This is a genomic window from Citrobacter amalonaticus, from assembly GCF_037053465.1.
Classification (GTDB): domain Bacteria; phylum Pseudomonadota; class Gammaproteobacteria; order Enterobacterales; family Enterobacteriaceae; genus Citrobacter_A; species Citrobacter_A amalonaticus_H.
This window is the reverse complement of the sequence record NZ_JBALIF010000008.1, coordinates 42218-64350: the sequence shown is the minus strand read 5'-3', so window position 1 is coordinate 64350 and position 22133 is coordinate 42218. Positions and strand designations below refer to the sequence as shown.

At 53.7% G+C, this 22133-nt stretch carries 18 protein-coding genes and 2 pseudogenes; 7 read left to right on the top strand and 13 right to left on the bottom strand.

Going from position 1 to position 22133, the window contains the following annotated elements:
• Window positions 1-159: 159 nt before the first annotated feature.
• From WB371_RS14725 to WB371_RS23835, 3 genes and pseudogenes are all read left to right on the top strand, one after another.
• A complete protein-coding gene (locus tag WB371_RS14725; protein ID WP_336220795.1) occupies window positions 160-1458 on the top strand; it encodes a D-amino acid dehydrogenase in 1299 nt (432 codons plus the stop codon).
• Between the two features lie 12 nt (window positions 1459-1470).
• Window positions 1471-2541, top strand: coding sequence for a catabolic alanine racemase DadX (gene dadX / locus WB371_RS14720; RefSeq protein ID WP_336220794.1), 1071 nt, complete (start codon window positions 1471-1473; stop codon window positions 2539-2541).
• Window positions 2502-2645 (top strand): annotated as a pseudogene (locus WB371_RS23835) (hypothetical protein); the annotation flags it as partial. The gene dadX and the pseudogene WB371_RS23835, both read left to right, overlap by 40 nt.
• Here the strand turns inward: WB371_RS23835 and WB371_RS14715 are convergent.
• On the bottom strand, window positions 2586-4322 hold the full coding sequence (locus WB371_RS14715; RefSeq protein WP_336220793.1) for a potassium/proton antiporter: 1737 nt from the start codon (window positions 4320-4322) through the stop codon (window positions 2586-2588). The pseudogene WB371_RS23835 and the gene WB371_RS14715 overlap by 60 nt on opposite strands.
• Window positions 4323-4419: 97 nt before the next feature.
• Window positions 4420-5334 carry a muramoyltetrapeptide carboxypeptidase gene (ldcA, locus tag WB371_RS14710; RefSeq protein WP_336220792.1) on the bottom strand — a complete coding sequence of 305 codons (915 nt, stop codon included), beginning with the start codon at window positions 5332-5334 and terminating at the stop codon, window positions 4420-4422.
• A gap of 138 nt (window positions 5335-5472) precedes the next feature.
• Here ldcA and emtA point away from each other — a divergent pair, with 138 nt between their 5' ends.
• Window positions 5473-6084, top strand: a complete 612-nt coding sequence (emtA, locus tag WB371_RS14705) for a membrane-bound lytic murein transglycosylase EmtA (protein WP_336220791.1) — start codon at window positions 5473-5475, stop codon at window positions 6082-6084.
• Here the strand turns inward: emtA and ycgR are convergent, their stop codons facing one another.
• Window positions 6085-6819: a flagellar brake protein YcgR gene (gene ycgR / locus WB371_RS14700; protein WP_336220790.1), complete on the bottom strand. Its 735-nt coding sequence runs from the start codon at window positions 6817-6819 to the stop codon at window positions 6085-6087.
• A 204-nt stretch (window positions 6820-7023) separates the two neighbouring features.
• On the opposite strand from ycgR, the pseudogene WB371_RS14695 reads away from it, so the two are divergent.
• Window positions 7024-7173, top strand: a pseudogene (locus WB371_RS14695) (GlsB/YeaQ/YmgE family stress response membrane protein); the annotation flags it as partial.
• 711 nt (window positions 7174-7884) lie between these two features.
• Here the strand turns inward: WB371_RS14695 and WB371_RS14690 are convergent.
• From WB371_RS14690 to dhaK, 4 genes are all read right to left on the bottom strand, one after another.
• Window positions 7885-9582, bottom strand: a complete 1698-nt coding sequence (locus WB371_RS14690) for an alpha,alpha-trehalase (RefSeq protein ID WP_336220789.1) — start codon at window positions 9580-9582, stop codon at window positions 7885-7887.
• Window positions 9583-9683: 101 nt separating this feature from the next.
• Complete coding sequence (gene dhaM, locus WB371_RS14685) at window positions 9684-11117, bottom strand: dihydroxyacetone kinase phosphoryl donor subunit DhaM (RefSeq protein ID WP_336220788.1); 1434 nt, start codon at window positions 11115-11117, stop codon at window positions 9684-9686.
• Between the two features lie 9 nt (window positions 11118-11126).
• A complete protein-coding gene (gene dhaL, locus WB371_RS14680) occupies window positions 11127-11759 on the bottom strand; it encodes a dihydroxyacetone kinase subunit DhaL (RefSeq protein WP_336220787.1) in 633 nt (210 codons plus the stop codon).
• Window positions 11760-11769: 10 nt separating this feature from the next.
• The gene (dhaK, locus tag WB371_RS14675; RefSeq protein ID WP_336220786.1) at window positions 11770-12840 is read right to left on the bottom strand and encodes a dihydroxyacetone kinase subunit DhaK; all 1071 of its coding nucleotides are present in this window, start codon (window positions 12838-12840) and stop codon (window positions 11770-11772) included.
• Between the two features lie 245 nt (window positions 12841-13085).
• Here dhaK and dhaR point away from each other — a divergent pair, with 245 nt between their 5' ends.
• On the top strand, window positions 13086-14984 hold the full coding sequence (dhaR, locus tag WB371_RS14670) for a dihydroxyacetone kinase operon transcriptional regulator DhaR (RefSeq protein WP_336220785.1): 1899 nt from the start codon (window positions 13086-13088) through the stop codon (window positions 14982-14984).
• A gap of 59 nt (window positions 14985-15043) precedes the next feature.
• Here dhaR and WB371_RS14665 read toward each other — a convergent pair whose 3' ends face one another.
• The 4 genes from WB371_RS14665 to pth form a co-directional block, all read right to left on the bottom strand.
• Window positions 15044-15388, bottom strand: a complete 345-nt coding sequence (locus tag WB371_RS14665; protein ID WP_336220784.1) for a DUF1294 domain-containing protein — start codon at window positions 15386-15388, stop codon at window positions 15044-15046.
• 123 nt (window positions 15389-15511) lie between these two features.
• Window positions 15512-16228, bottom strand: coding sequence for a YebC/PmpR family DNA-binding transcriptional regulator (locus WB371_RS14660; protein ID WP_336220783.1), 717 nt, complete (start codon window positions 16226-16228; stop codon window positions 15512-15514).
• 481 nt (window positions 16229-16709) lie between these two features.
• Window positions 16710-17801 (bottom strand): redox-regulated ATPase YchF, encoded by a 1092-nt coding sequence (ychF, locus tag WB371_RS14655; protein ID WP_336220782.1) that lies wholly within the window; start codon window positions 17799-17801, stop codon window positions 16710-16712.
• 116 nt (window positions 17802-17917) lie between these two features.
• The gene (gene pth, locus WB371_RS14650; RefSeq protein WP_336220781.1) at window positions 17918-18502 is read right to left on the bottom strand and encodes an aminoacyl-tRNA hydrolase; all 585 of its coding nucleotides are present in this window, start codon (window positions 18500-18502) and stop codon (window positions 17918-17920) included.
• A 275-nt stretch (window positions 18503-18777) separates the two neighbouring features.
• Here pth and ychH point away from each other — a divergent pair, with 275 nt between their 5' ends.
• A complete protein-coding gene (ychH, locus tag WB371_RS14645) occupies window positions 18778-19056 on the top strand; it encodes a stress-induced protein YchH (RefSeq protein WP_336220780.1) in 279 nt (92 codons plus the stop codon).
• A 217-nt stretch (window positions 19057-19273) separates the two neighbouring features.
• Here ychH and dauA read toward each other — a convergent pair whose 3' ends face one another.
• Complete coding sequence (gene dauA, locus WB371_RS14640) at window positions 19274-20953, bottom strand: C4-dicarboxylic acid transporter DauA (protein WP_336220778.1); 1680 nt, start codon at window positions 20951-20953, stop codon at window positions 19274-19276.
• A gap of 132 nt (window positions 20954-21085) precedes the next feature.
• Window positions 21086-22033, bottom strand: coding sequence for a ribose-phosphate diphosphokinase (prs, locus tag WB371_RS14635; protein ID WP_001518537.1), 948 nt, complete (start codon window positions 22031-22033; stop codon window positions 21086-21088).
• Window positions 22034-22133 lie beyond the last annotated feature (100 nt).

Below are 22133 nucleotides of genomic sequence, written 5' to 3'. Positions count from 1 at the left end.
TCGCAGCAGGAGATGCCAAAGCCGTGATATCAATGCACTAAGCATACGATGTGAGGTCTGTCACCATAAAAAAGCCATATGTTGAATAATATTTTCATCTGAGTTATCAAGATGTAATTAGATGATTGTTCTTTTACTGTTAATGTTAACGGAGTGGCTATGCGAGTTGTCATACTGGGAAGTGGCGTCGTTGGCGTGACCAGCGCCTGGTATCTGAGTCAGGCTGGACATGATGTCACCGTCATCGATCGGGAACCCGGTCCGGCGCTGGAAACCAGCGCGGCGAATGCGGGGCAGATCTCCCCGGGCTATGCCGCGCCCTGGGCAGCGCCTGGCGTTCCGCTGAAGGCGATAAAATGGATGTTCCAGCGTCATGCGCCGCTGGCGGTGCGACTGGATGGCACGCCGTTCCAGTTAAAATGGATGTGGCAAATGCTGCGCAACTGCGACACCAGCCACTATATGGAAAACAAAAGCCGGATGGTTCGGCTGGCAGAATACAGCCGCGATTGCCTGAAAGCGCTGCGTGCCTCGACCGGTATCCAGTATGAAGGACGGCAGGGCGGCACGTTGCAGTTGTTCCGGACCGAACAGCAGTATGAGAATGCAACGCGTGATATCGCCGTTCTGGAAGATGCTGGCGTACCGTATCAGTTGCTGGAGGCCCGTCGCCTGGCGGAAGTTGAACCGGCGCTGGCTGAAGTGGCGCATAAGCTTACCGGCGGCCTGCGATTGCCGAATGACGAAACCGGTGACTGCCAGCTCTTTACCCAACGTCTGGCACAGATGTGCGAACAGGCCGGGGTGAAATTCCGCTTTAATACGCCGGTGGACAAACTGCTGTGCGAAGGTGAAAGAATTTACGGCGTGAAATGTGGCGCAGAGATTGTCAAAGCTGATGCGTATGTCATGGCGATGGGGTCTTACTCCACGGCGATGCTGAAAGGGATCGTTGATATTCCGGTGTATCCGCTGAAAGGCTATTCACTGACCATTCCGGTCGCAGAGGAGGACGGTGCGCCGGTTTCGACTATTCTTGATGAAACGTACAAAATTGCGATTACTCGTTTTGACCAGCGTATTCGCGTTGGCGGCATGGCGGAAATCGTCGGGTTTAACACCGAGTTGCTTAAGCCGCGCCGTGAAACGCTCGAAATGGTGGTGCGCGATCTCTACCCGCGCGGCGGTAATATTGAACAGGCGACCTTCTGGACCGGTTTACGCCCCATGACGCCTGACGGCACACCGGTGGTCGGGCGCACCCGCTTTAAGAATCTGCTACTGAATACCGGACATGGCACGCTGGGCTGGACGATGGCGTGTGGCTCCGGACAGTTGTTAAGCGACATTCTGTCGGGTCGCACGCCGGCCATTCCCTATGAAGATTTGAGCGTGGCGCGCTACAGCGCTGGCTTTACACCGGCCCGAGCGCAACATTTACACGGCGCACATCACTAAGAAGGACGCGAAATGACCCGCCCGATACTGGCCAGCCTTGACCTGCAGGCGATGAAACAAAATCTAAGCATAGTCCGTCAGGCCGCACCGGATGCCCGCGTCTGGTCGGTGGTAAAAGCCAATGCCTACGGACATGGTATAGAACGCGTCTGGAGCGCCCTGGGAGGCACCGACGGTTTTGCCCTGTTAAATCTGGAAGAAGCAGTCACACTGCGTGAGCGCGGCTGGAAAGGGCCGATCCTGATGCTGGAGGGGTTCTTTCATGCAGAAGATTTAGCGGTTTACGATACGTGGCGTTTGACGACCTGTGTTCACAGCAACTGGCAGTTGAAAGCCATTCAGAATGCAAAACTGAAAGCGCCGCTGGACGTCTACGTGAAGGTTAACAGCGGCATGAACCGTCTTGGCTTTCTGCCGGAACGCCTGCAAACGGTCTGGCAACAACTGCGGGCGATGCCGAACGTCGGCGAAATGACAGTGATGTCGCATTTTGCCGATGCAGAACACCCTGACGGGATCCGCAATGCAATGGCGCGTATCGCACAGGCGACAGAAGGAATGGAATGCCGTCGCTCATTGTCCAATTCAGCGGCTACGCTGTGGCATCCTGAAGCGCATTTCGACTGGGTACGACCGGGGATTATTCTGTATGGCGCATCACCGTCGGGGGAGTGGCGCGATATTGCCAATACCGGACTGAAACCGGTAATGACGCTCAGCAGCGAAATCATTGGCGTACAGACGTTGAGAGCGGGCGATAGGGTGGGTTACGGCGGACGCTATACCGCCAAAGGCGAGCAGCGAATTGGCATTGTGGCGGCGGGCTATGCGGACGGTTACCCGCGTCATGCCCCCAGCGGAACGCCGGTTATGGTCGATGGCGTCCGGACCACGACGGTAGGAACGGTGTCGATGGACATGCTGGCGGTTGATTTAACCCCATGCCCACAGGCGGGGATTGGAACGCCGGTAGAACTGTGGGGCAAAGAGATCAAGATTGATGATGTGGCGAAATCATCGGGCACGGTGGGCTATGAGTTAATGTGTGCTCTGGCGTTACGTGTGCCAGTGGTGACAGTGTAACTTTTTTGTGTGCCGGATGGCGCTGCGCTTATCCGGCATGGCAACTACTCTTCGTCTTCCTCTCCGGCCACGCGAACCCCGACTTTGCGCACGGCGTTATCTTCTTTCTCTGCAACCGTCCAGATCATCCCGGCAAATTCCACCTGATCACCGACGACCGGCGCGGCTCCCAGCAATTGCTGAACAATTTCGCCCAGCGTTTGCTGCTTATCACGGTATTCTGTCCCGTCTTCCAGGCCGTAGATCAGCGCCACATCGGCGTATTTAGCGCTGGCTTCGAGAATAAAGTCACCGAAGAAACGTTGATCCAGCGCCACCGGGGGCGACTGGCTGAACAGTTTACCGAGCGCTGGCAGATCGCGCTCGCGTCCGATGACGCACAACACATCACCTTCACGCAGGCGCGTACTGCCAGTCGGATGAAACAGCACATTGTCACGAAACAGCGCTGCGATCCGCGTTTCCTCCGGCATATGCAGGTCGCGCAGCGCTGCGCCCACACACCATTTATCGGCGCTCAACTGATAGACAAACTGCTCCCACGGATTGTCCGGGTGAATATCGAGGCCAACGCGAGAAACCGGCCAACCGACAGGCGGCACCACCACCTTCGCCTTTTTTGCAGCCCAGGTGAGCGATGTCCCCTGAAAGACCAGTGAAACGAGGACCACGAAGAAGGCGACGTTAAAGAACAGGCGGGCGTTTTCCAGTCCTGCCATCATCGGGAAAACAGCGAGGATGATGGGCACCGCGCCACGCAGACCCACCCAACTGATGAAGACGCGTTCACGCAGGTTAAAGCCGCGAAACGGCAGCAGCCCAATAAAAACGGAAAGCGGACGGGCGAGGAAAATCATGCCCGCCGAGAGGATCAGCGCAGGAACGGCGATCGGCAACAGGTCGGAAGGATTCACTAACAGTCCAAGCACCAGGAACATGCCAATTTGCGCAAGCCAGGCCAGCCCGTCGAAGTTTTGCAAAATACCATAGCGGTTACGAATCGGGCGGTTTCCCAGCAAAAATCCGCACAGATAGACCGCCAGGATCCCGCTGCCATCCAGTGCTGTTGTCAGGGAAAAAATGAGGATCCCGCCGCTCAGGGCCAGTAACGGATAGAGCCCGGCAGGTAGAGAAATACGGTTAATCATCTGCTGGAGCAGATAGCCACCGCCCAACCCAAGCAGGATACCGAGACCAAACTGCTGGATAATGTGGACCGCGAACATCCAGCTCAGACCGCTTTCATGCTGCTGAATCATCTCAATCAGCGTGATGGTCAGGAAAACCGCCATCGGATCGTTACTGCCGGATTCAATTTCCAGCGTTGAGCCGACGCGTTCGTTGAGCCCTTTGCCGCCCAGAAGCGAGAAGACTGCCGCCGCGTCCGTTGACCCGACAATCGCGCCAATCAGCAACCCCTCGATCAGATCGAGTTTAAACAGCCAGGCGGCCATCATGCCGGTTAAACCGGAGGTGATCAGCACGCCTACCGTCGCGAGTGACAGCGCCGGTCCCAGCGCAACCCGAAAGGAACTCGCCTGGGTCCGCATTCCGCCATCAAGCAGGATAATTGCCAGCGCCAGGTTACTGACCATATAGGCAAAGGGATAATTATCGAAGGGGATCCCACCCACGCCGTCTATACCTGCCAGCATGCCAATTGCAAGGAAGATAACCAGAATCGGAATGCCGAGGCGTGATGAAAATGAACTGAGTAAAATGCTGCTGGTGACGAGGACGGACCCCAGGATGAAAAGACTGATTATTGCCGTGGCGTCCAACGTTCGTATACTCCTCAATTACGCATTTTCGTATCTATTCACATTATCATAATAACGACCGCAACCGGGTTTTACTTAGCCCTTGCGGCCGCTTTTTTTACGATTTCAGAAAGGGATGACCCGAGAGCGTGAGCTGCGCGCCATCAGGCGTGTTATCCAGCACTGCATGAGCGCCCAGAGCCAGCGTAACGGTGCGCTGCTCATGACCAAAATCGAGTCCGGTCACCAGCGGGACAGAGAGCCGTTCACATATAAACGCACAGACCGAATTCAGATCATAACCGGCATCGTAATCATTTGGCGCACTGCCGCTAAAGCTACCCAGCACAATGGCACTCTGGCGGTTGAGAATGCCCGCGTCAAAGAGCTGAAGCAACATCCGCTCAATGCGGAAGGGGTGCTCATTGATGTCTTCCAGCACCAGGATACCGTTATCAATTTTCGGCATCCACGGCGTGCCGATGAGTGAAATCAGCATGGCCAGATTCCCGCCCCACAGCATGCCTTCTGCGTGACACGCTGGGCCATTACTTTGCCATTCGACTGTGTACTGCGCATTACGCAAAGCCTTCCAGAAATGTGCTTCCGTAAAGGTATTCAGCGTCGGTGCGCCGAAGTTCGCGGCCAGCATCGGGCCGCTGAAGGTAATGACATTTCCCTGTGCCAGCAGACCGCACTGAATCGCGGTAAAATCACTGTGTCCACAAATCAGTAGCGGATCCTGCTGCTGTCGCTTTGCCAGCGCCTGCCAGTTAATCTGTTCGAGCAACCGGCTTGCGCCATAGCCACCGCGTACAGGCATGACGATAGTGTCAGGCGCGGTGAGCGCAGCGAGACCGTTTACATCAGCAAGGCGCTCCGTTTCCGTACCCGCAAAGCGTTGATCCCGACGACCGACGACCGCCGTGTTGCTAACCTGATGTCCTGCCTCCGTAAGACGCTGGATACCGAGCAATGCGGCTTGCTGATTGATGCAGTAGCCCGACGGGGCAATTAAGTGAAAACGCGACATGGCTATTCCTTGCTACAACAGAAACCAAATGTATATCATGCCGCCTATATTAGAACGTTTTGCCGGATGACGCTTTTTTTATCCGGTGGATAACGGTGGTTTCAGCAACGAAAAATTCCGGCGATAAGGACAGAAGACGTGAAATTAAGATGGTTTGCTTTTTTGATTGTGATTCTCGCAGGCTGTAGTTCAAAGCAGGATTATAAAAATCCACCGTGGAACGCGGAAGTACCGGTCAAGCGTGCGATGCAATGGATGCCGATCAGCGAAAAGGCAGGGGCCGCGTGGGGCGTCAGCCCGCAGTTGATTACGGCGATCATCGCCATCGAGTCAGGTGGGAATCCGAATGCGGTCAGCAAATCAAATGCGATTGGACTGATGCAGCTTAAAGCGTCAACGTCCGGGCGTGATGTCTACCGTCGTATGGGCTGGAGCGGCGAACCCTCCACCAGCGAACTGAAGAACCCGGAGCGCAATATTTCCATGGGAGCCGCCTACCTGAGTATTCTGGAAAACGGCCCGCTCGCCGGGATTGAAGACCCACAGGTGATGCAGTACGCGTTAGTGGTCTCCTACGCTAATGGCGCAGGCGCGTTGCTACGTACTTTCTCCTCTGACCGGAAAAAAGCGGTCAGTAAAATCAACGATCTGAGTCCCGATGAGTTTGTTGAACACGTCGCGGATAACCATCCGGCACCGCAGGCGCCGCGTTATATCTATAAGCTGCAACGCGCGCTGGACGCGATGTAATCACTCTCGCACTTTATTCGATTTCTCTCGCGCTTCCCGTTCGAGTGAAAAGATAATCCGCTGTAGTTCCCGCTCCACCGCCGGGCCGACGTTGAGAAAACGAAAGCTCAGGCGGGGAGTGGAGATCGTCTCATTCTTGCCATCAATCACTTTCCGTTCGGTTATTGAGATCAGTTGCGCATCAAAGTGAAAGATTCCCCATTGCCCCATATTCAGTGCAATGTGTGAAAAAAGCATGCCTTCCGTCAGGCCTGCCGGTTTCGGTCCTTCCAGCAACGCACCCATTCCCCCCAGCGACAGATCGTACAGGCGAAAGCGCAGGGTGCTGTTATCCGGCATCGACGCAGTACAACCGTAAGGCGGGTGAAGCGGCGCGCAGATGCGGAAGTATTCCCGGCGCTGAACAAACCATAATGATGGCGGCAGCGGCGTAATAAAGGCCGGAAGCTGCTGATATTCCCCGCTACGCACCTGCTCAAGGGTGAATTCGACTTTTGCGCCCTGGGTTTCTGCGGTGAACGTAATATTGTGCGCTTTCTGAACGGCGATGTTTTCATTTTGCTGACTGCCAAAATCCATCACCAGTCTTGCTGCTGAGACATCAAGGATCTTGCTGATAAATTGCCCGCCGGACCAGGAGACGCGCAGGGGCACCTGGTTGCGGTTTAAATCGCGAAGAACGCCCAATATCGCCAACGGGTTTTGCTTCAGGAACTGCTCATTGTAATGACTCACGCGGAATGACTCCTGGCTGCCTGACAGACTGTCGAACGGTTATCGGCAAAACGCAGAAGAACTTAAGACAAACGAATGACTTTTTAACCCAAAGGCTAATAATTCAGCCTCCGGGAACCGACGAGGATCAAGGACTTGCCTATACTTAATCTACAAGCGCAAGAATGTGTTGCGTGTGGTTTCCCTGGAAAAGAGGGCCTGAACATGGGAATTATTGCCTGGATTGTATTTGGTCTGATTGCCGGTGTTATCGCCAAACTTGTCATGCCTGGACGTGACGGCGGCGGATTCATCCTCACCTGTATACTCGGTATTGTCGGTGCTGTCGTCGGTGGATGGCTGGCGCCATTGTGGTGCTTTACAATCCGCCCTCTGAAAAAGCAGTGGAATGGTTCCGTTCACTATAACTCCTCTGCTTCCTGTCAGTTTCGCTGCGGTGAACGTGTAAAGGGCGTTCTCCGCCACGCCCTTTACAATCCCGGCTCCCGGCAAGGAAAACCGCCGCTTCGCGGTCCCCTGGACTTATTGCGTCTGGCTTTCGGGTCGGGTACGACGTCACATCCCTGTGCCGCGCACCCTCCGCCCGCTCCCGGCGGGCGGTCCCGGCCAGCCGCAAACGTCCCGGCGGTTTTCAGCCGGACCTTGCGTTCCTTCCGGCTTCTTCATCGCCTGAATCGGGCGCGGGTGTGAGTTCCCGCTGAAATCGGCGAACCGGAGACCGGATGGCAAGGTCTGGATACCACTAAGGGCGAGAGAGGCGACATGAGACAGGATGTCGATCAGAGCCGACCGCAGGCAGACGGTCGGGAGGTGAGCGTAGTGCGAAGCACCGATTTCTCTGCGGGGCCACGGAGATGGATAAGGGAGCCGTGGTGGTCCCCTTATCCCGTTAACGTGATGTGAAGCAACAGAAAAGACAGGTCATAAGGTGAACGGAACAACCTGCGGAGCTTAACTGACCAGCAATACTCCTGCGAAACCATAAGTTTCTACACCGTGACACAGTGCTGATAGCCTGACCTGGCCCGCCATGACCTGGCCCGGCATGACCAGGCCAGAAAGGTATCAGGATGAGGGGCCTTTTTGCGCTGGTGTTGCGTTCACCGCAGGGCGGTTTTCCGGCACGCTGTCACAGGTTTTTTCTTGTGGGCAGATAAGATCAAGCATTTTCAGCGTCACGCCGTTACTCCAGCCAAAGCCATCCTGCAACGGGTATTCGCCGCCGCCACCGCCGGTTCCGGTGCTGCTGACATCGTATTTTTCCACCAGCTTCTGCTCGCGATCGTAGGTGTGCTGAACGTTTGTCAGAAAACTCCAGGTGACCTCCATCGCCACGTCATTTTGCCCGTAGTTCTGTAATCCTTCCGTGGCTACCCATTGTAGCGGCGCCCAGCCATTAGGCGCGTCCCATTGTTGCCCGCTTTTCACTGAGGTGGTGGCAAGCCCCCCCGGCTGCAACAGATGGGCACGGGTGGCCGCCGCCATTTTGCTGGCGCGATCTTTCGACGCCGCGTTGACGTACAGCGGGAAGAGGGCGGCAGCGGTCAACTGATTGCGCACCTGCTTGCTGTTCAGATCGTAGTCTGCGTACCACCCCGCTTTGTCATTCCACAGATAGTGGTCAATGGCTTTCTGACGGTCATTTGCCAGCGCATCGTAGCGTTTTGCTTGCGCGTCATCACCGGCGGCTTTACTGGCGCGGGCGAGAATTTTCTCCATTTTATAGAGCAGGGCGTTAAGATCGACCGGGAGAATATGGGTAGTTCTGATTGTGCCGAGCTGCTGTGGGTTATCCATCCAGCGTGAACTGAAATCCCAGCCGGATGCCGCGGCCGCACGCAGGTCACGATAAATTTCGGTTGCCGGACGGTTCGGATTACTTTTTGCCGTGGCGATATCCTCAACCCAGGACTCCGGTCGCGGCGTGTCCCGCTCGTCCCAGTAGCGGTTCAAAATGGTGCCATCGTTGAGTTTCACCACCCGCTTGTTCTGATGGCCGGGCTGCAATGTCTCTACCCCTTCCATCCAGTAAGCGTACTCTTTTTGCAACTGAGGCAGGTATTTTTTCAGCGCATCGTCGCCGTCATGCTGTGCCAGTAACTCCACCATCAGGGAGAAAAACGGCGGTTGTGAACGGCTGAGATAATAGGTGCGGTTTCCGTTAGGGATGTGGCCGAAGGAATCAATCTCCCAGGCAAAGTTCGCTACCATATCGGCAACGTTGTCCCAGCGATCGCTTTCGGCAAGTCCCAGCATGGTGAAATAGCTGTCCCAGTAATAGACTTCCCGGAAGCGCCCGCCGGGCACCACATACGGTTCAGGCAGCGGCAACAGCGAATCCCATTTTCCGGCGCTTTTTGTGGAGCGTGTCAGCACCGGCCACAGCCCGTCTATGTGCTCACGCAGCGACTGCCCTTTGGGTGGAACATATTTTTCTGCCTCTTCAGGTAGCGTAAAGTTGACGTTCACGAAGTGGCGTAAATCAAAACTGGACTGATTTTTCTGCATCCGGTAATCCGCGAGGATCATCAACGGGTCGCTGTTTGGAACGGCATCTGCAAAGGTTTTCTGGTCGGGGAACAGCCTGGCATTCTGTACATCGTTAAACAGCGGGCCGAGCAAAATATCAGGCGGCTGCAACGCGGTGGCCGGCGTTTCCTCTGCGTGAACGGTCAGAGAGGCGAAGGTCAGAAGCGTGCCGGAAACCGCGAGTTTTATAGCGAACGACAACGAGCCGGAAGTGCGAAAAGCAGGGGTATGCATTGATTCATCTCCTTAGTGCGTACCGAATGACGGCATTTACCATGAGAAAATCGTAGTCCAGGATCGTCCCCGGCGCGTCGTTACCCTTTTATTTTGCGACCTTACAACGAATTCTGTTTCCTGATGATGCGGTTGTGCGCCACATCCAGCGTTAACCGTTCGCCCGTGTGCAGACCCTTCAGCACATCACCTTGCTGACATACCCAGCCGATACCCATTTCGCGCGCGATGATTGCGCCATGGGCAAGCGGACTGCCCGCGCGCAGACAGATACCTTTCACGATTTGCGGATCGAGTTCCAGCACCGTGGAGGGATACAGGTTATCGGCGACCAGCACTGCAGGCGCGTTAAAATCCGGCAGTGTCAGAGGGTTTTGCAGTAAATGGCCCAGCGTTCGCTGTAACAGATCGTCGATATCGATATAACGTGCCTGCAAGTAAGCGTCATCCAACTGGCGATACTGTTCGCTTAAGCTGTTTAACACCTGCAGCCAGGCATACTCTGCCGTGCAGCGTTCACTGCGAAGCGTTGCGCAGGCGGTATCAAACAACTCGGGATCGTCCAGCAACATATGGTGACCGGAGAAGATCGCCGCTAAATCCCCCGGCCAGTTCTCCTCAACGCGGGTGGTCAGCGCCATCAGGTCGAGCAGGGTGAGATCCAGCGCATTACGCAGTCGCGCCTGTTCTTCTGTGGGACTGCGCGCGGAGGCTTTGTTTACCGGCGGTAATTCAGGCGTATACCAGAATGCGATACCTGCAACCTCTGTCGTGGAAGCCGGTGCGACCTCCGCATCTTCCTGCGATTCGCCGAAATTCCCGGCAGCCAGTTGACTGAAAGCAGCAAGGGCTTCATCCGCCTGTTCACCGCTCGCCAGTAATCGCACGGTGTCGTTACAGCGTATCTGCAACAGCGCAATCTGGTTGAGGCTATCCGGAGTGACGCACTTCCCGTTTTTTTCCAGCAGCAGGTCTGCCTTAAACGCCGAGAGCGTCGCTACCAGCCGGGAGGCCGGGCGAACGTGAAGACCATTAGGATTTTTAATCACCACGGAAACCGACTTCGCTTGCGCATTCGGCGCGCTTAAGGCTGGCGCATTGTGCGGTTCAGGAGTGGCGGAGGGTAAACCCAGTTGTTCATGCTTGGCTTCGAGGGCGCTCATTGCGTCGGCAATCACTTTTTCGATATCCGCGCCTGTCGCGGCACTGACGGTTGCCGCCAGCGTGCCTTCCACCAGCGGCGCGGCGCACAGGCGGACTTTGCCGGCAATGGCGGGGTCAAGCAATTCCAGTGCCGTTTCTGCACTGAGCAATGCGCTGCCGATGTCCATCATCACCAGCACATGATCGGCGTCCGAAACCGACTCAATAGCGTCCATCACCTTAATCGGATCTGTGCCGATGGGGTTTTGCGGATCGTCGATCCCGGCGGCGATGGCAATTTTGCAGCTACCGCCCATTAACATCTGTTGTGCCAGCTCGCCAACGCCTTCACCGAGACGGGCGCTGTGAGAGACAATGACCAGGTTTACCATCTTACGTCCTTACTCTTTTGCGGCTGCGGCCAGCATCTGGATCATAAACATGGCGGAAGTGGCACCGGGATCCTGATGACCAATGCTGCGCTCGCCCAGATAGCTGGCACGCCCTTTGCGCGCCTGCATGGTGATTGTACTTTGCGCTGCGGCTTCGGCCTGAACCGCAGCGGCATCCAGCGCGGCAGGCACCGACAGATTTTGCTCGCTGGATTGGCGCAGAGACTCCACCACTGGCAGCCAGACATCACACATCGTTTTATCACCCGGTTCGGCTTTGCCCCGGCTAACCACGCCGTCGGCACCTTCGCGCATCATCTGGTAAAGTTCATCCAGCGATAAACTTTGATGGGCCTGAGTGACCTGCGCCGCCCGGATAAAAAAGGTGCCAAACAGCGGTCCACTGGCGCCGCCCACGTTCGACAGCAGCGTCATCCCGGTGTTTTTTAAAATAAATCCGATATCCTTATCGGCAATGGACGGCAGTTTTTCGACCACTTTGCTAAAGCCGCGATGCATGTTTAGACCGTGGTCCGCATCGCCAATTTCACGATCCAGCCCGGTGAGATAATCACTCTCTTTGCTGAAAATCTCCCCACAGCGATAAAGCCAACTCACCATCTGCGATCTGTTGAGCGACATAACTCTCTCCTTAATGGCCCCAGTTCAGGGCAGGGGTGTGCACCGGTGCGTCCCACAATGCCAGCGTTTCGTCATCCACTTTTAGCAGGGTGATCGAAAAGCCGGTCATGTCCAGTGACGTACAATATGAACCAATCAGATTACGTTCAATAACGATACCCGCCTGCTGGCAACGCTCATCAAGGCGGTGGTAAACGCCGTACAGTTCAGAAAGCGGTGTCGCGCCGAGGTTGTTCACCAGCGCAATGACCCGATCGCCACGTTGCAGAGGGTGTTTACTCTGTTTGTCTTCCTGCCAGATGCCCTGTGCGGGCTCCCAATGGCGTAGCGTGCGCTGGTAAGCGCCGTTTTCCAGCAGGGTATCGAACATCTCATCAACGGTTTGATTAAGTGAAGAGAAGGCGCGGCGATCAATGCCGGGTTCACCGTGGATCCCCACGCCAAATTCCATCTCATTATCGGCGAGGGTGAAAGAGGGTTTACCGGCCGCAGGCACAGTACAGGCGGCCAGGGCGATACCAATCGAATGCCCCTGATTATTCAGTTTACGGCCAAGCTCAGCGCAGGCTTCCAGCGAATCGCCACGCTCCGCCGCCGCCCCGACCAGTTTTTCAATCAGCACCGTATTGGCCACCCCGCGTCGTCCGGCGGTATAGAGGCTGTCTTTAACGGCAACGTCATCATCCACCACAACGGTGGTGACTTTCACGCCGCTGTCATGCAAAAGCTCAGTGGCGGTTTCGAAATTGAGGATGTCGCCGGTATAGTTCTTCACAATCAGCAACACCCCTTCGCCACCATCTATCTGCATCGCGCATTCGAACATTTTGTCCGGGGTGGGTGAGGTAAAAATCTCGCCTGGGCAGGCGCCAGACAACATGCCCTGACCAATATAGCCGCAATGCATCGGTTCATGTCCGCTGCCGCCGCCGGAAAGCAGGGCGACTTTACCCTGAACAGGGGCATCCGAACGGGTCACGTACACCGGATCCTGATGCAGTCTCAGGGACGGATGTGCTTTTGCGAGGCCTGCCAGTTGTTCACTCAGTACGTCTTCCACACGGTTAATCAGCTTTTTCATTCTTTTACTCCGGGTATTTGGCTCCAGGGATCGGTTGTGTTCAACGTCACGGCGACCACTCGCTGCCGATAGCGCAATTGTGCCCCAGCGCGCGAAAAATAAAATTCATCGATGTTATGTTTCACAAAAGAACATTAATCCTGATAAATGTTTCACAACGGAACGTAAAAGCACGCAATAAGCCAGATTTGCGAGCGACCGCACTTTCAACGGCGGGAAAACTGACAATGAAGGACAGTGTAAAAATGCCTCATAAACCGGATGCTCCTGAATTTATTCGCGCCTCGTGGTTGCGCTGCGGAAAGATAATGCAACGCGACTTCTGGGCGCCGCCGCACCGGGCGCAGGGGCTGACCTTTGCCTCGATTTGTCGGCGCAAGACGGCGATGCTCACTCTCGGACAGGCCGCGCTGGAAGATGCGTGGGAATACATGGCGCCGCGCCAGTGCGCGCTGTTTATTCTTGACGAGAGCGCGTGCGTACTGAGTCGCTGTGGTGATGCTGAAACACTCCGGCAACTGGCGGAACTCGGGTTTGTCGACGGAACCTACTGTGCAGAGAGCATTATCGGAAGTTGTGCGCTCTCGCTCTCCTCAATGCTGGGGCAGCCGGTAAAAACGTTGCCCGATCATCATTTTAAGCACGTGCTCTCGGGATGGTGTTTTTGCGCAACCCCGATTTTTGATAACCACGGACGCCTCTCAGGAGCGATTGCTCTGTGCTGTCCGGCTGACGCTGTATCGCCTGCGGATTTGCCTCTTACCCTGGCCATCTCGCGCGAGGTGGGAAATTCTCTGTTGACCGACAGCCTGCTGAGCGAGTCGAACCGACATCTGAATCAACTCTACGGTTTACTGGAAAGCATGGATGACGGTGTTATGACCTGGAACGCGCAGGGGAATTTGCAGTTTATTAACGCTCAGGCGGCGCGATGGCTGCATCTCGATGCAACAGCGGCGCAGGGCAAAAATATCAATGAACTGCTGACAATGCCCACGGTGCTAATGCGCGCGATCAGCCAGCAACGTCCGCTTCATCATGTGGAAGCGACATTTGAAAGCCAGCACCAGTTTGTCGACGCGGTGATCACCCTCAAACCCATCGTGGAAGCGCAGGGAACGAGCTTTATTCTACTGTTGCACCCGATCGAAAAAATGCGCCAGTTAATGACCAGTCAACTGGGTAAAGTCAGCCATACGTTTGCGCAAATGGCGCGGGACGATCCGCAAACGCAACGCATCGTCCATTTTGGCCGTCAGGCGGCGCGTGGTAGTTTTCCGGTGTTGCTATGCGGCGAAGAAGGGGTAGGTAAGGAGCTGCTCAGTCAGGCGATTCATAATGCCAGCGATCGAGCGGAAGGTCCGTACATTGCGGTGAACTGCCAGCTTTATGCCGACCAGGTGCGGGATTTTATCGCCAGCACGCTGGATGACAATAACGAGAGCCGGTTAAGCCGGCTGGAACTGGCGCACGGCGGAACGTTATATCTTGAGAAGATCGAGTACCTTGCGCCGGAGTTGCAGTCGGCGTTGTTGCAGGTGATCAAACAAGGCGTTATTACCCGTCTTGACGCACGGCGCGTGATCCCCGTCGATGTCAAAGTCATTGCCGCCACCACGGTGGATCTGGCTCTGCTGGTGGAGCAAAACCGCTTTAGCCGCCAGCTCTGGTATGCATTACATGCCTTTGAAATTACCATTCCGCCGCTACGCCAGCGGCGGAACAGCATTCCATCGCTGGTGAATAACCGCCTGCGCCGTCTGGAAAAACGGTTCTCGACCCGGCTTTATATGGACGAGGAGGTGTTAACGCAACTGATCGCCTGTGACTGGCCGGGCAATGATTTCGAACTTAACAGCGTTATCGAAAATACCGCGCTGAGAAGTGAAAACGGTCATATTCATCTTAACCACCTGCCGGAATATCTCTTCCATGAACATCGGGTCGTCGATCCCGTTGCCGACCGTTTTTCTGCCAGCGTAGCCTTTACTGACATCGAAAAGGACGCGATTATTCACGCCGCCAGAGTGACCGGAGGACGTATTCAGGAGATGGCAAGCCTGCTAAAAATTGGCCGGACAACGCTGTGGCGCAAAATGAAGCAATATGGAATCGACGCCGGGCTGTATAAAATCAGTCGCTAAGGTTCAGGTTAATAAAAACGAAAGGACGGTGTTCCTGTTATTACGTACGTGAGAAGCGCTCAGAACGGAGAAAAAGGATAAAGGTGGTATACCGCTACCATCACTGAAACACTTACTATCACGCTGATGAAAAAATAGGTTTTAAATGGCTGCTTTTGCGTTTTATGACGAAAAAGTTGTTGACCGACAATCGCGCCAGGCCAACCACCCACAACGCCAAATACAAGCAAAGTCGATTCCGGCACCCTGCGCCATGCCTTACGTGCCGCCATTTTATCTACGCCATAAATCATCAGCGTCAGTACGTTGATGAGCAAGCACCAGATTGCAACGGGAGAAGAGGTAAAGAGACTGCCGATTGCCAAAGAGAGCAGGAGCAAATAGAAAAAGCGATTGAGGTTCATGATGTGATGGGAAGTTTTTTATCTATTTTTATAATCAATTTATCTGACCAGATATACTCTTTGTATAACAAACACAGGAGATTAAAGAAATCTGCCATAATGACAGATTTCTTTAATGTATAATTAGAGATTGGCAACGTTATGATATACTTTTTGAACATCATCGTCATCTTCAAGGGCATCAACAAGTCCTTCAAAGATTTCTAAATCCTCTGGTGAAAGTTCAACTTCTGATTGAGCAATCATTTCTAATTCAGTTGTTGAAAATTCAGTAATTCCCGCTGCTTTCAGTGCTGCAATGCCTTTATGCAGGTCTGTAGGTTCGGTATAAATAACGATGTTTCCTTCTTCTTCGGTTACATCACGAACATCAACTTCAGCATCAAGCAAAATTTCAAAAATATGGTCAGGGTCTGTTCCTTTAAATACAATTACGCCAGTATTGTCAAACATATAGCTGACAGCACCTGCCGCGCCGATACTTCCGCCTTTTTTATTGAAAATTGTGCGGACATTAGCAATCGTACGGTTAACATTTGAGGTCAGGGTTTCAGCGATGACCATTGAACCATTGGGGCCAAAGCCTTCATAACGCCCCTGTACAAAGGTTTCGTCTCCGCCACCTTTGGCTTTATCAATCGCTTTATCAATAACGTGTTTTGGAACTTGTGCCTGTTTTGCTCGTTCGATAACGAATTTTAAAGATGAGTTGGATTCCGGGTCTGGTTCACCTTGTTTAGCAGCAGCATAGATTTCTACACCGAATTTTGCATATACTTTAGACGTTGCACCGTCTTTAGCCGTTTTTTTAGCAACAATATTGGCCCATTTACGTCCCACTGGAATAATCCCCTCGAAAATTTATTTACGTTACTGACAGATTAATAACCTGTACATTTTTCCGCCGTATTATATCATGATATCTAAATCCCCGTCTATTGAAAATAAAAATATCCACCTGTTACATGGTTTAACTTTTATTTAATCAATGATTAATATTGTGGGTGGGCTATTTCTGAAATTTATTCTGATTATTGGGGTTTTATGGTTAATAAGTGATCCACAGCATTAATAAATAAGACATGAGAAACAAAAAGGATAATCCAGGCAAAAAATATCCGTTAAGCGCAGCCACAGTGCTTATCGATCGCGACAGGCTTTTATCCTGGTCACTTCATAGCCTATGCTTGACAGGCAACTTTTAACCTCCGCTTCTGACATAAACCAGACATCGATAAATAAAAAAATCCACGCCATGGCGTGGATTTTGACATCTCCAGTCAGTCATGAGCACTCAATAAGCGCTCATAAGACAAAGACGTTAAACGTTAAACAGGAAGTTCATCACATCGCCGTCTTTAACGATGTAGTCTTTCCCTTCGGCGCGCATTTTACCGGCTTCCTTCGCGCCTTGTTCACCTTTGTAGGTGATGAAGTCATCAAAGGCGATGGTCTGCGCACGGATAAAACCTTTCTCAAAGTCGGTATGAATTTTACCGGCTGCCTGCGGAGCGGTTGCGCCGACAGGAATGGTCCACGCGCGCACTTCTTTCACCCCTGCGGTGAAGTAGGTTTGCAGATTCAGCAGCTTATAGCCCGCACGGATCACACGGTTCAGGCCCGGTTCTTCCAGCCCCAGCTCCTGCATAAACTCATCACGCTCTTCGTCATCCAGCTCGGCGATATCCGCTTCAACGGCAGCACATACAGGCACCACGACGGAACCTTCTTTGGCCGCAATCTCACGGACCTGGTCGAGGTACGGGTTGTTCTCGAAACCGTCTTCGTTGACGTTCGCGATATACATGGTCGGCTTCAGCGTCAGGAAGCTCAGGTAGCGGATGGCGGCTTTGTCTTCATCAGTCAGATCCAGAGAACGCAGCATGCCCGCTTCAGACAGTTGCGGCAGACATTTTTCCAGCGCCGCCAGTTCAGCTTTCGCATCTTTATCGCCACCTTTGGCTTTCTTCTGCACGCGGTGAATGGCGCGTTCACAGGTATCAAGATCCGCCAGCGCCAGCTCGGTGTTGATAACGTCAATATCTTCAGCCGGGTTCACTTTGCCGGAAACGTGGATAATGTTGTCGTTTTCAAAACAACGGACAACATGACCAATCGCTTCGGTTTCACGGATGTTGGTCAGGAACTGGTTACCGAGGCCTTCGCCTTTTGAAGCCCCTTTAACCAGACCGGCGATATCGACAAATTCCATCGTCGTTGGCAGGATGCGCTGGGGTTTAACAATTTCAGCCAGTTGTTCCAGACGTGGGTCAGGCATAGGGACGACACCGGTATTCGGTTCAATCGTACAGAACGGGAAGTTTGCCGCTTCAATACCGGCTTTGGTCAGTGCGTTGAACAGGGTGGATTTCCCGACGTTGGGCAACCCGACGATACCGCATTTGAATCCCATGATTTAAATCACCTTAATATCTTAATAATCAACCTGTTGTGGAAAACAGATTGTAGAAATGGAAATAACTCTGCCTATTATACACAGCGTATGGCAAAAATGCCGCACATCGCTGCTTATTGTGCCTTGAAGGCGTGCAAGCGGTTCGTTGCTTTGGTCAGGCCATCTTTGAACCACAGCTCAGTGCAACGTGCCGCTTCGTCAATCGCCTCGTCAATTAACTTCTGCTCAGAAACAGGCGGTTTGCCTAACACAAAGCCGACAACTTTATTTTTATCGCCCGGATGACCGATTCCAACCCGTAAGCGATGAAAGTTCGGGTTATTCCCCAGCTTGCTGATAATGTCTTTCAGACCGTTGTGTCCGCCGTGACCGCCGCCGAGTTTAAATTTCGCCACGCCGGGAGGCAGATCCAGTTCATCGTGCGCCACTAAAATCTCATCGGGATTGATGCGATAAAAACTGGCCATTGCGCCGACCGCTTTACCACTCAGATTCATAAAAGTGGTAGGGACTAATAAACGGACGTCTTCACCTTCCAGGCTGACCCGGGAGGTGTAACCGAAGAATTTCGGCTCTTCGCGCAGAGGCGCTCGCAAGCGCTCTGCCAGTAAATCGACGTACCATGCGCCTGCATTATGTCGGGTTGCTGCATATTCAGCGCCAGGGTTCGCCAGGCCGACAATCAATTTAATCGTCACGTTTTTTATCCTGAGAGTGTCAATAACTGGCGCGTAGTTTACTGTCTGCGGTCGCGCTTGACAAAAACTGCGGCGCTTCGCTCAAATTTGTTAATAATTGCGTCAGTAGATTATTGGTAAATCAAGATATTCAGGCGGTTATTTGTAAAGATTTGTTGAAAAATGGGTTGTAATTGTGATCACAGGCGCACACCTCATAGGGGATGTTGTCTATACTTTACACATAAGGATTAGGGGTATTCCCTGAAACAACCCAAAAGTTCCGGAGGTGACATATGAAACGCAAAAACGCTTCGTTACTCGGTAATGTGCTCATGGGGTTGGGGTTAGTGGTGATGGTTGTTGGCGTGGGTTATTCTATTTTAAATCAGTTGCCGCAATTTAACCTGCCACAATTTTTCGCACATGGCGCAGTGCTGAGTATCTTTGTTGGCGCTATCCTCTGGCTGGCAGGCGCTCGTGTCGGCGGGCATGAACAGGTGAGCGATCGTTACTGGTGGGTTCGCCACTTCGACAGACGCTGCCGTCGCGACGATAATCGTCGCCATAGTTAATCGTTCGTTCATCCCGATATGATGACCAGTTAGCATTCTGCTGACTGGTCGACGTCGCTTCCGTTTTTCTCACATTCCTTTCCAGTAATAGACTGCACTCATAAAAAATTATTTCATTATTGCGCCAGAAAGGTTGCGACTGGAAGAGCGGGTGGATGGAATATCATCGTGGCAAGGGTGACCGACCCGTATACAACTGGCCGGTCACGGGAAGAGGTTACAAATCCGCTAACGCCGCATCACGGTTGGGAAAAAATGCCAGACGGCCTGGAATCGGTTTAATACCTGCCCGCGCCATGGTGCGCAGGGGCTGAAATTCCAGGTTGCTTACGCGCAGTTCACAACCTTGCGGCAGTCGTTTCACAAAGCGCTGGAAGGCATCCAGCCCGCCAGCGTCGAGCACCGGCACGGCATCCCATTTCAGTACGACAATGCGTTTACCCGCAATGCGCGACTCCAGATCGGTAAATAAGCCTTCCGCCGCCGCAAAGAATAAGGGGCCGATGACCCGCAGCACCAGCACATCGTCTGGCACGTCGACGTTGACGGCGGCAAGGCGCGTCATCCGTGCAATGCGGCGCATAAACAGCAATGACGCGAGTACGATCCCTACGCTGATGGCAATCACCATGTCAAACAAAACGGTCAGCGACATACACATCAACATCACGATGATGTCGTCTTTTGGCGCATGACGCAGCAGATCAACCACTTTGTGGGCTTCACTCATGTTCCATGCCACCATTAAAAGCAGCGCAGCCATCGCTGACAGTGGCAGCCAGGAGAGCAGCGGTGCCAGCGCCAGCAGCGCCATGATCACCAGAAGCGCGTGGATCACGGCAGAAATGGGGGAGGTTGCGCCAGCACGGACGTTTGCCGCCGAACGGGCAATCGCTGCCGTTGCAGTAATCCCACCAAAGAAGGGGGCGACAATATTGCCCAGGCCCTGACCAATCAGTTCACTGTTGGCTTTGTGTTTCGTGCCGGTCATCCCGTCGAGCACCACGGCGCAGAGCAGGGACTCAATCGCCCCCAGCATCGCCATAGAAAAGGCCGCAGGAAGCAGCGCGCGCAGGGAATCCCAGCTCAATGTGAAGTCAGACTCTGGCAGATCCCAGGGCAGCACCAGTTGCGGCAGCAGTTGTGGGATGCCGTTACCCTGCGAACCGTCAGCCAGAATATAGTGGAACTGGGACCCAATTGTCGCGACGTGACCGCCAAACAGATTAACGACGCCCATGACGGCACAGCCGGCCAGCAACGCGGGCAGATGGCCCGGCAGGCGAATGCCCAGACGTGGCCACATAATGAGCGTGCCCAGCGTGACCACGCCAATGGCGGCATCGCCCAGGTTAACCGTAGGTAACGCCATGAACAGTGCGCCGACTTTCTGCAGATAGTGCTCAGGAACGTGAGCCATTTGCAGACCGAGGAAATCTTTGATTTGCATGGTACCGATAGTGATACCAATCCCTGACGTAAATCCTAGCGTCACGGACACGGGGATGTATTCAATCAGGCGGCCAAAGCGGGCCAGGCCAAAGAGGATCAGGAACACCCCGGACATCAGCGTCGCGACGAGCAGACCCGCCAGCCCAAACTGTTGCGAAACGGGGTAGAGGATCACCACGAACGCGGCGGTGGGGCCGGAAACGCTAAAGCGCGACCCCCCGGTTAAGGCAATAACGATCCCGGCCACAGCGGAGGTATACAGTCCGTACTGCGGCGCCACGCCACTCCCGATTGCCAGCGCCATCGCCAGCGGAATGGCAATAATCCCGACGGTGATCCCGGCTATCACATCACGGGTAAACCGTGAGGCGGTATATTTTTCTTTCCAGCAAGCGTCGATGAGGGCGCGGAAAGGCATCACATGTGAGGAAAAAATTCTGTTCACAATAATGTTTCATCCATGAGCGCATCATCTGTCAACTCATTGGCGGGTTGGCAGGTGAAGGAGGCATAAGTCATACAAATAAAGGTTAGAGACGAAAAAACCCGCCGCAGCGGGTTTTTGAGCCAGGTTCGATTAATGTTCGAACATAGCAGAAATCGATTCTTCGTTGCTGATACGACGAATCGCTTCGGCCAGCATACCCGACAGAGTCAACGTACGCACGTTTGGCAGTGCCTTGATTTCGTCGGTCAGCGGAATGGTATCGCAGACAACGACTTCATCAATGACAGAATTACGCAGGTTGTTCGCCGCGTTACCTGAGAAGATCGGGTGAGTCGCGTAAGCAAATACGCGTTTTGCACCACGCTCTTTCAGCGCTTCTGCCGCTTTACACAGCGTACCACCGGTATCGATCATATCGTCAACCAGCACACAGTCACGACCCGCTACGTCACCGATGATGTGCATCACCTGAGAAACGTTAGCACGCGGACGGCGTTTGTCGATAATCGCCATATCGGTGTCATTAAGCAGCTTAGCAATAGCGCGGGCACGCACGACGCCACCGATGTCCGGAGAAACCACAATCGGGTTATCCAGATTCAGCTGCAGCATATCTTCTAACAGAATTGGGCTACCAAATACGTTATCAACCGGTACGTCGAAGAAGCCCTGGATCTGTTCAGCATGCAGGTCAACGGTCAGTACACGGTCAACGCCGACGCTGGACAGGAAGTCCGCGACAACTTTTGCCGTAATCGGTACACGGGCGGAACGGACACGACGGTCCTGGCGCGCATAGCCAAAGTAGGGGATAACGGCGGTGATACGGCCTGCGGAAGCACGGCGCAGGGCATCAACCATAACGACCAATTCCATCAGGTTGTCGTTCGTTGGAGCACAAGTGGACTGGATGATGAAAATATCACCACCGCGTACATTTTCGTTAATTTGTACGCTGACTTCGCCGTCGCTAAAGCGACCAACAGCGGCGTCGCCGAGAGAAGTGTACAGGCGGTTGGCAATACGTTGTGCTAGTTCCGGGGTGGCGTTACCAGCAAAAAGCTTCATATCAGGCACGAGAAGAACCTCAGGCATGCGTCCATTGGTGGAAAGAATCTGCCAAAAACTGTGCGGGCCAGGCAGGATTCTCTCCATGCGGTGTATTAAAGAGCGCGAT

What these genes read in the sequence shown, in the direction of transcription:
- ychF (WP_336220782.1), bottom strand. Translation starts at nt 17,801, where the DNA reads ATGGGATTCAAATGCGGTATCGTCGGGTTGCCCAACGTCGGGAAATCC.
- WB371_RS14690 (WP_336220789.1), bottom strand. Translation starts at nt 9,582, where the DNA reads ATGCATACCCCTGCTTTTCGCACTTCCGGCTCGTTGTCGTTCGCTATA.
- dhaL (WP_336220787.1), bottom strand. Translation starts at nt 11,759, where the DNA reads ATGTCGCTCAACAGATCGCAGATGGTGAGTTGGCTTTATCGCTGTGGG.
- ychH (WP_336220780.1), top strand. Translation starts at nt 18,778, where the DNA reads ATGAAACGCAAAAACGCTTCGTTACTCGGTAATGTGCTCATGGGGTTG.
- dadX (WP_336220794.1), top strand. Translation starts at nt 1,471, where the DNA reads ATGACCCGCCCGATACTGGCCAGCCTTGACCTGCAGGCGATGAAACAA.
- dhaR (WP_336220785.1), top strand. Translation starts at nt 13,086, where the DNA reads ATGCCTCATAAACCGGATGCTCCTGAATTTATTCGCGCCTCGTGGTTG.
- dhaK (WP_336220786.1), bottom strand. Translation starts at nt 12,840, where the DNA reads ATGAAAAAGCTGATTAACCGTGTGGAAGACGTACTGAGTGAACAACTG.
- ldcA (WP_336220792.1), bottom strand. Translation starts at nt 5,334, where the DNA reads ATGTCGCGTTTTCACTTAATTGCCCCGTCGGGCTACTGCATCAATCAG.
- WB371_RS14725 (WP_336220795.1), top strand. Translation starts at nt 160, where the DNA reads ATGCGAGTTGTCATACTGGGAAGTGGCGTCGTTGGCGTGACCAGCGCC.
- WB371_RS14665 (WP_336220784.1), bottom strand. Translation starts at nt 15,388, where the DNA reads ATGAACCTCAATCGCTTTTTCTATTTGCTCCTGCTCTCTTTGGCAATC.
- dhaM (WP_336220788.1), bottom strand. Translation starts at nt 11,117, where the DNA reads ATGGTAAACCTGGTCATTGTCTCTCACAGCGCCCGTCTCGGTGAAGGC.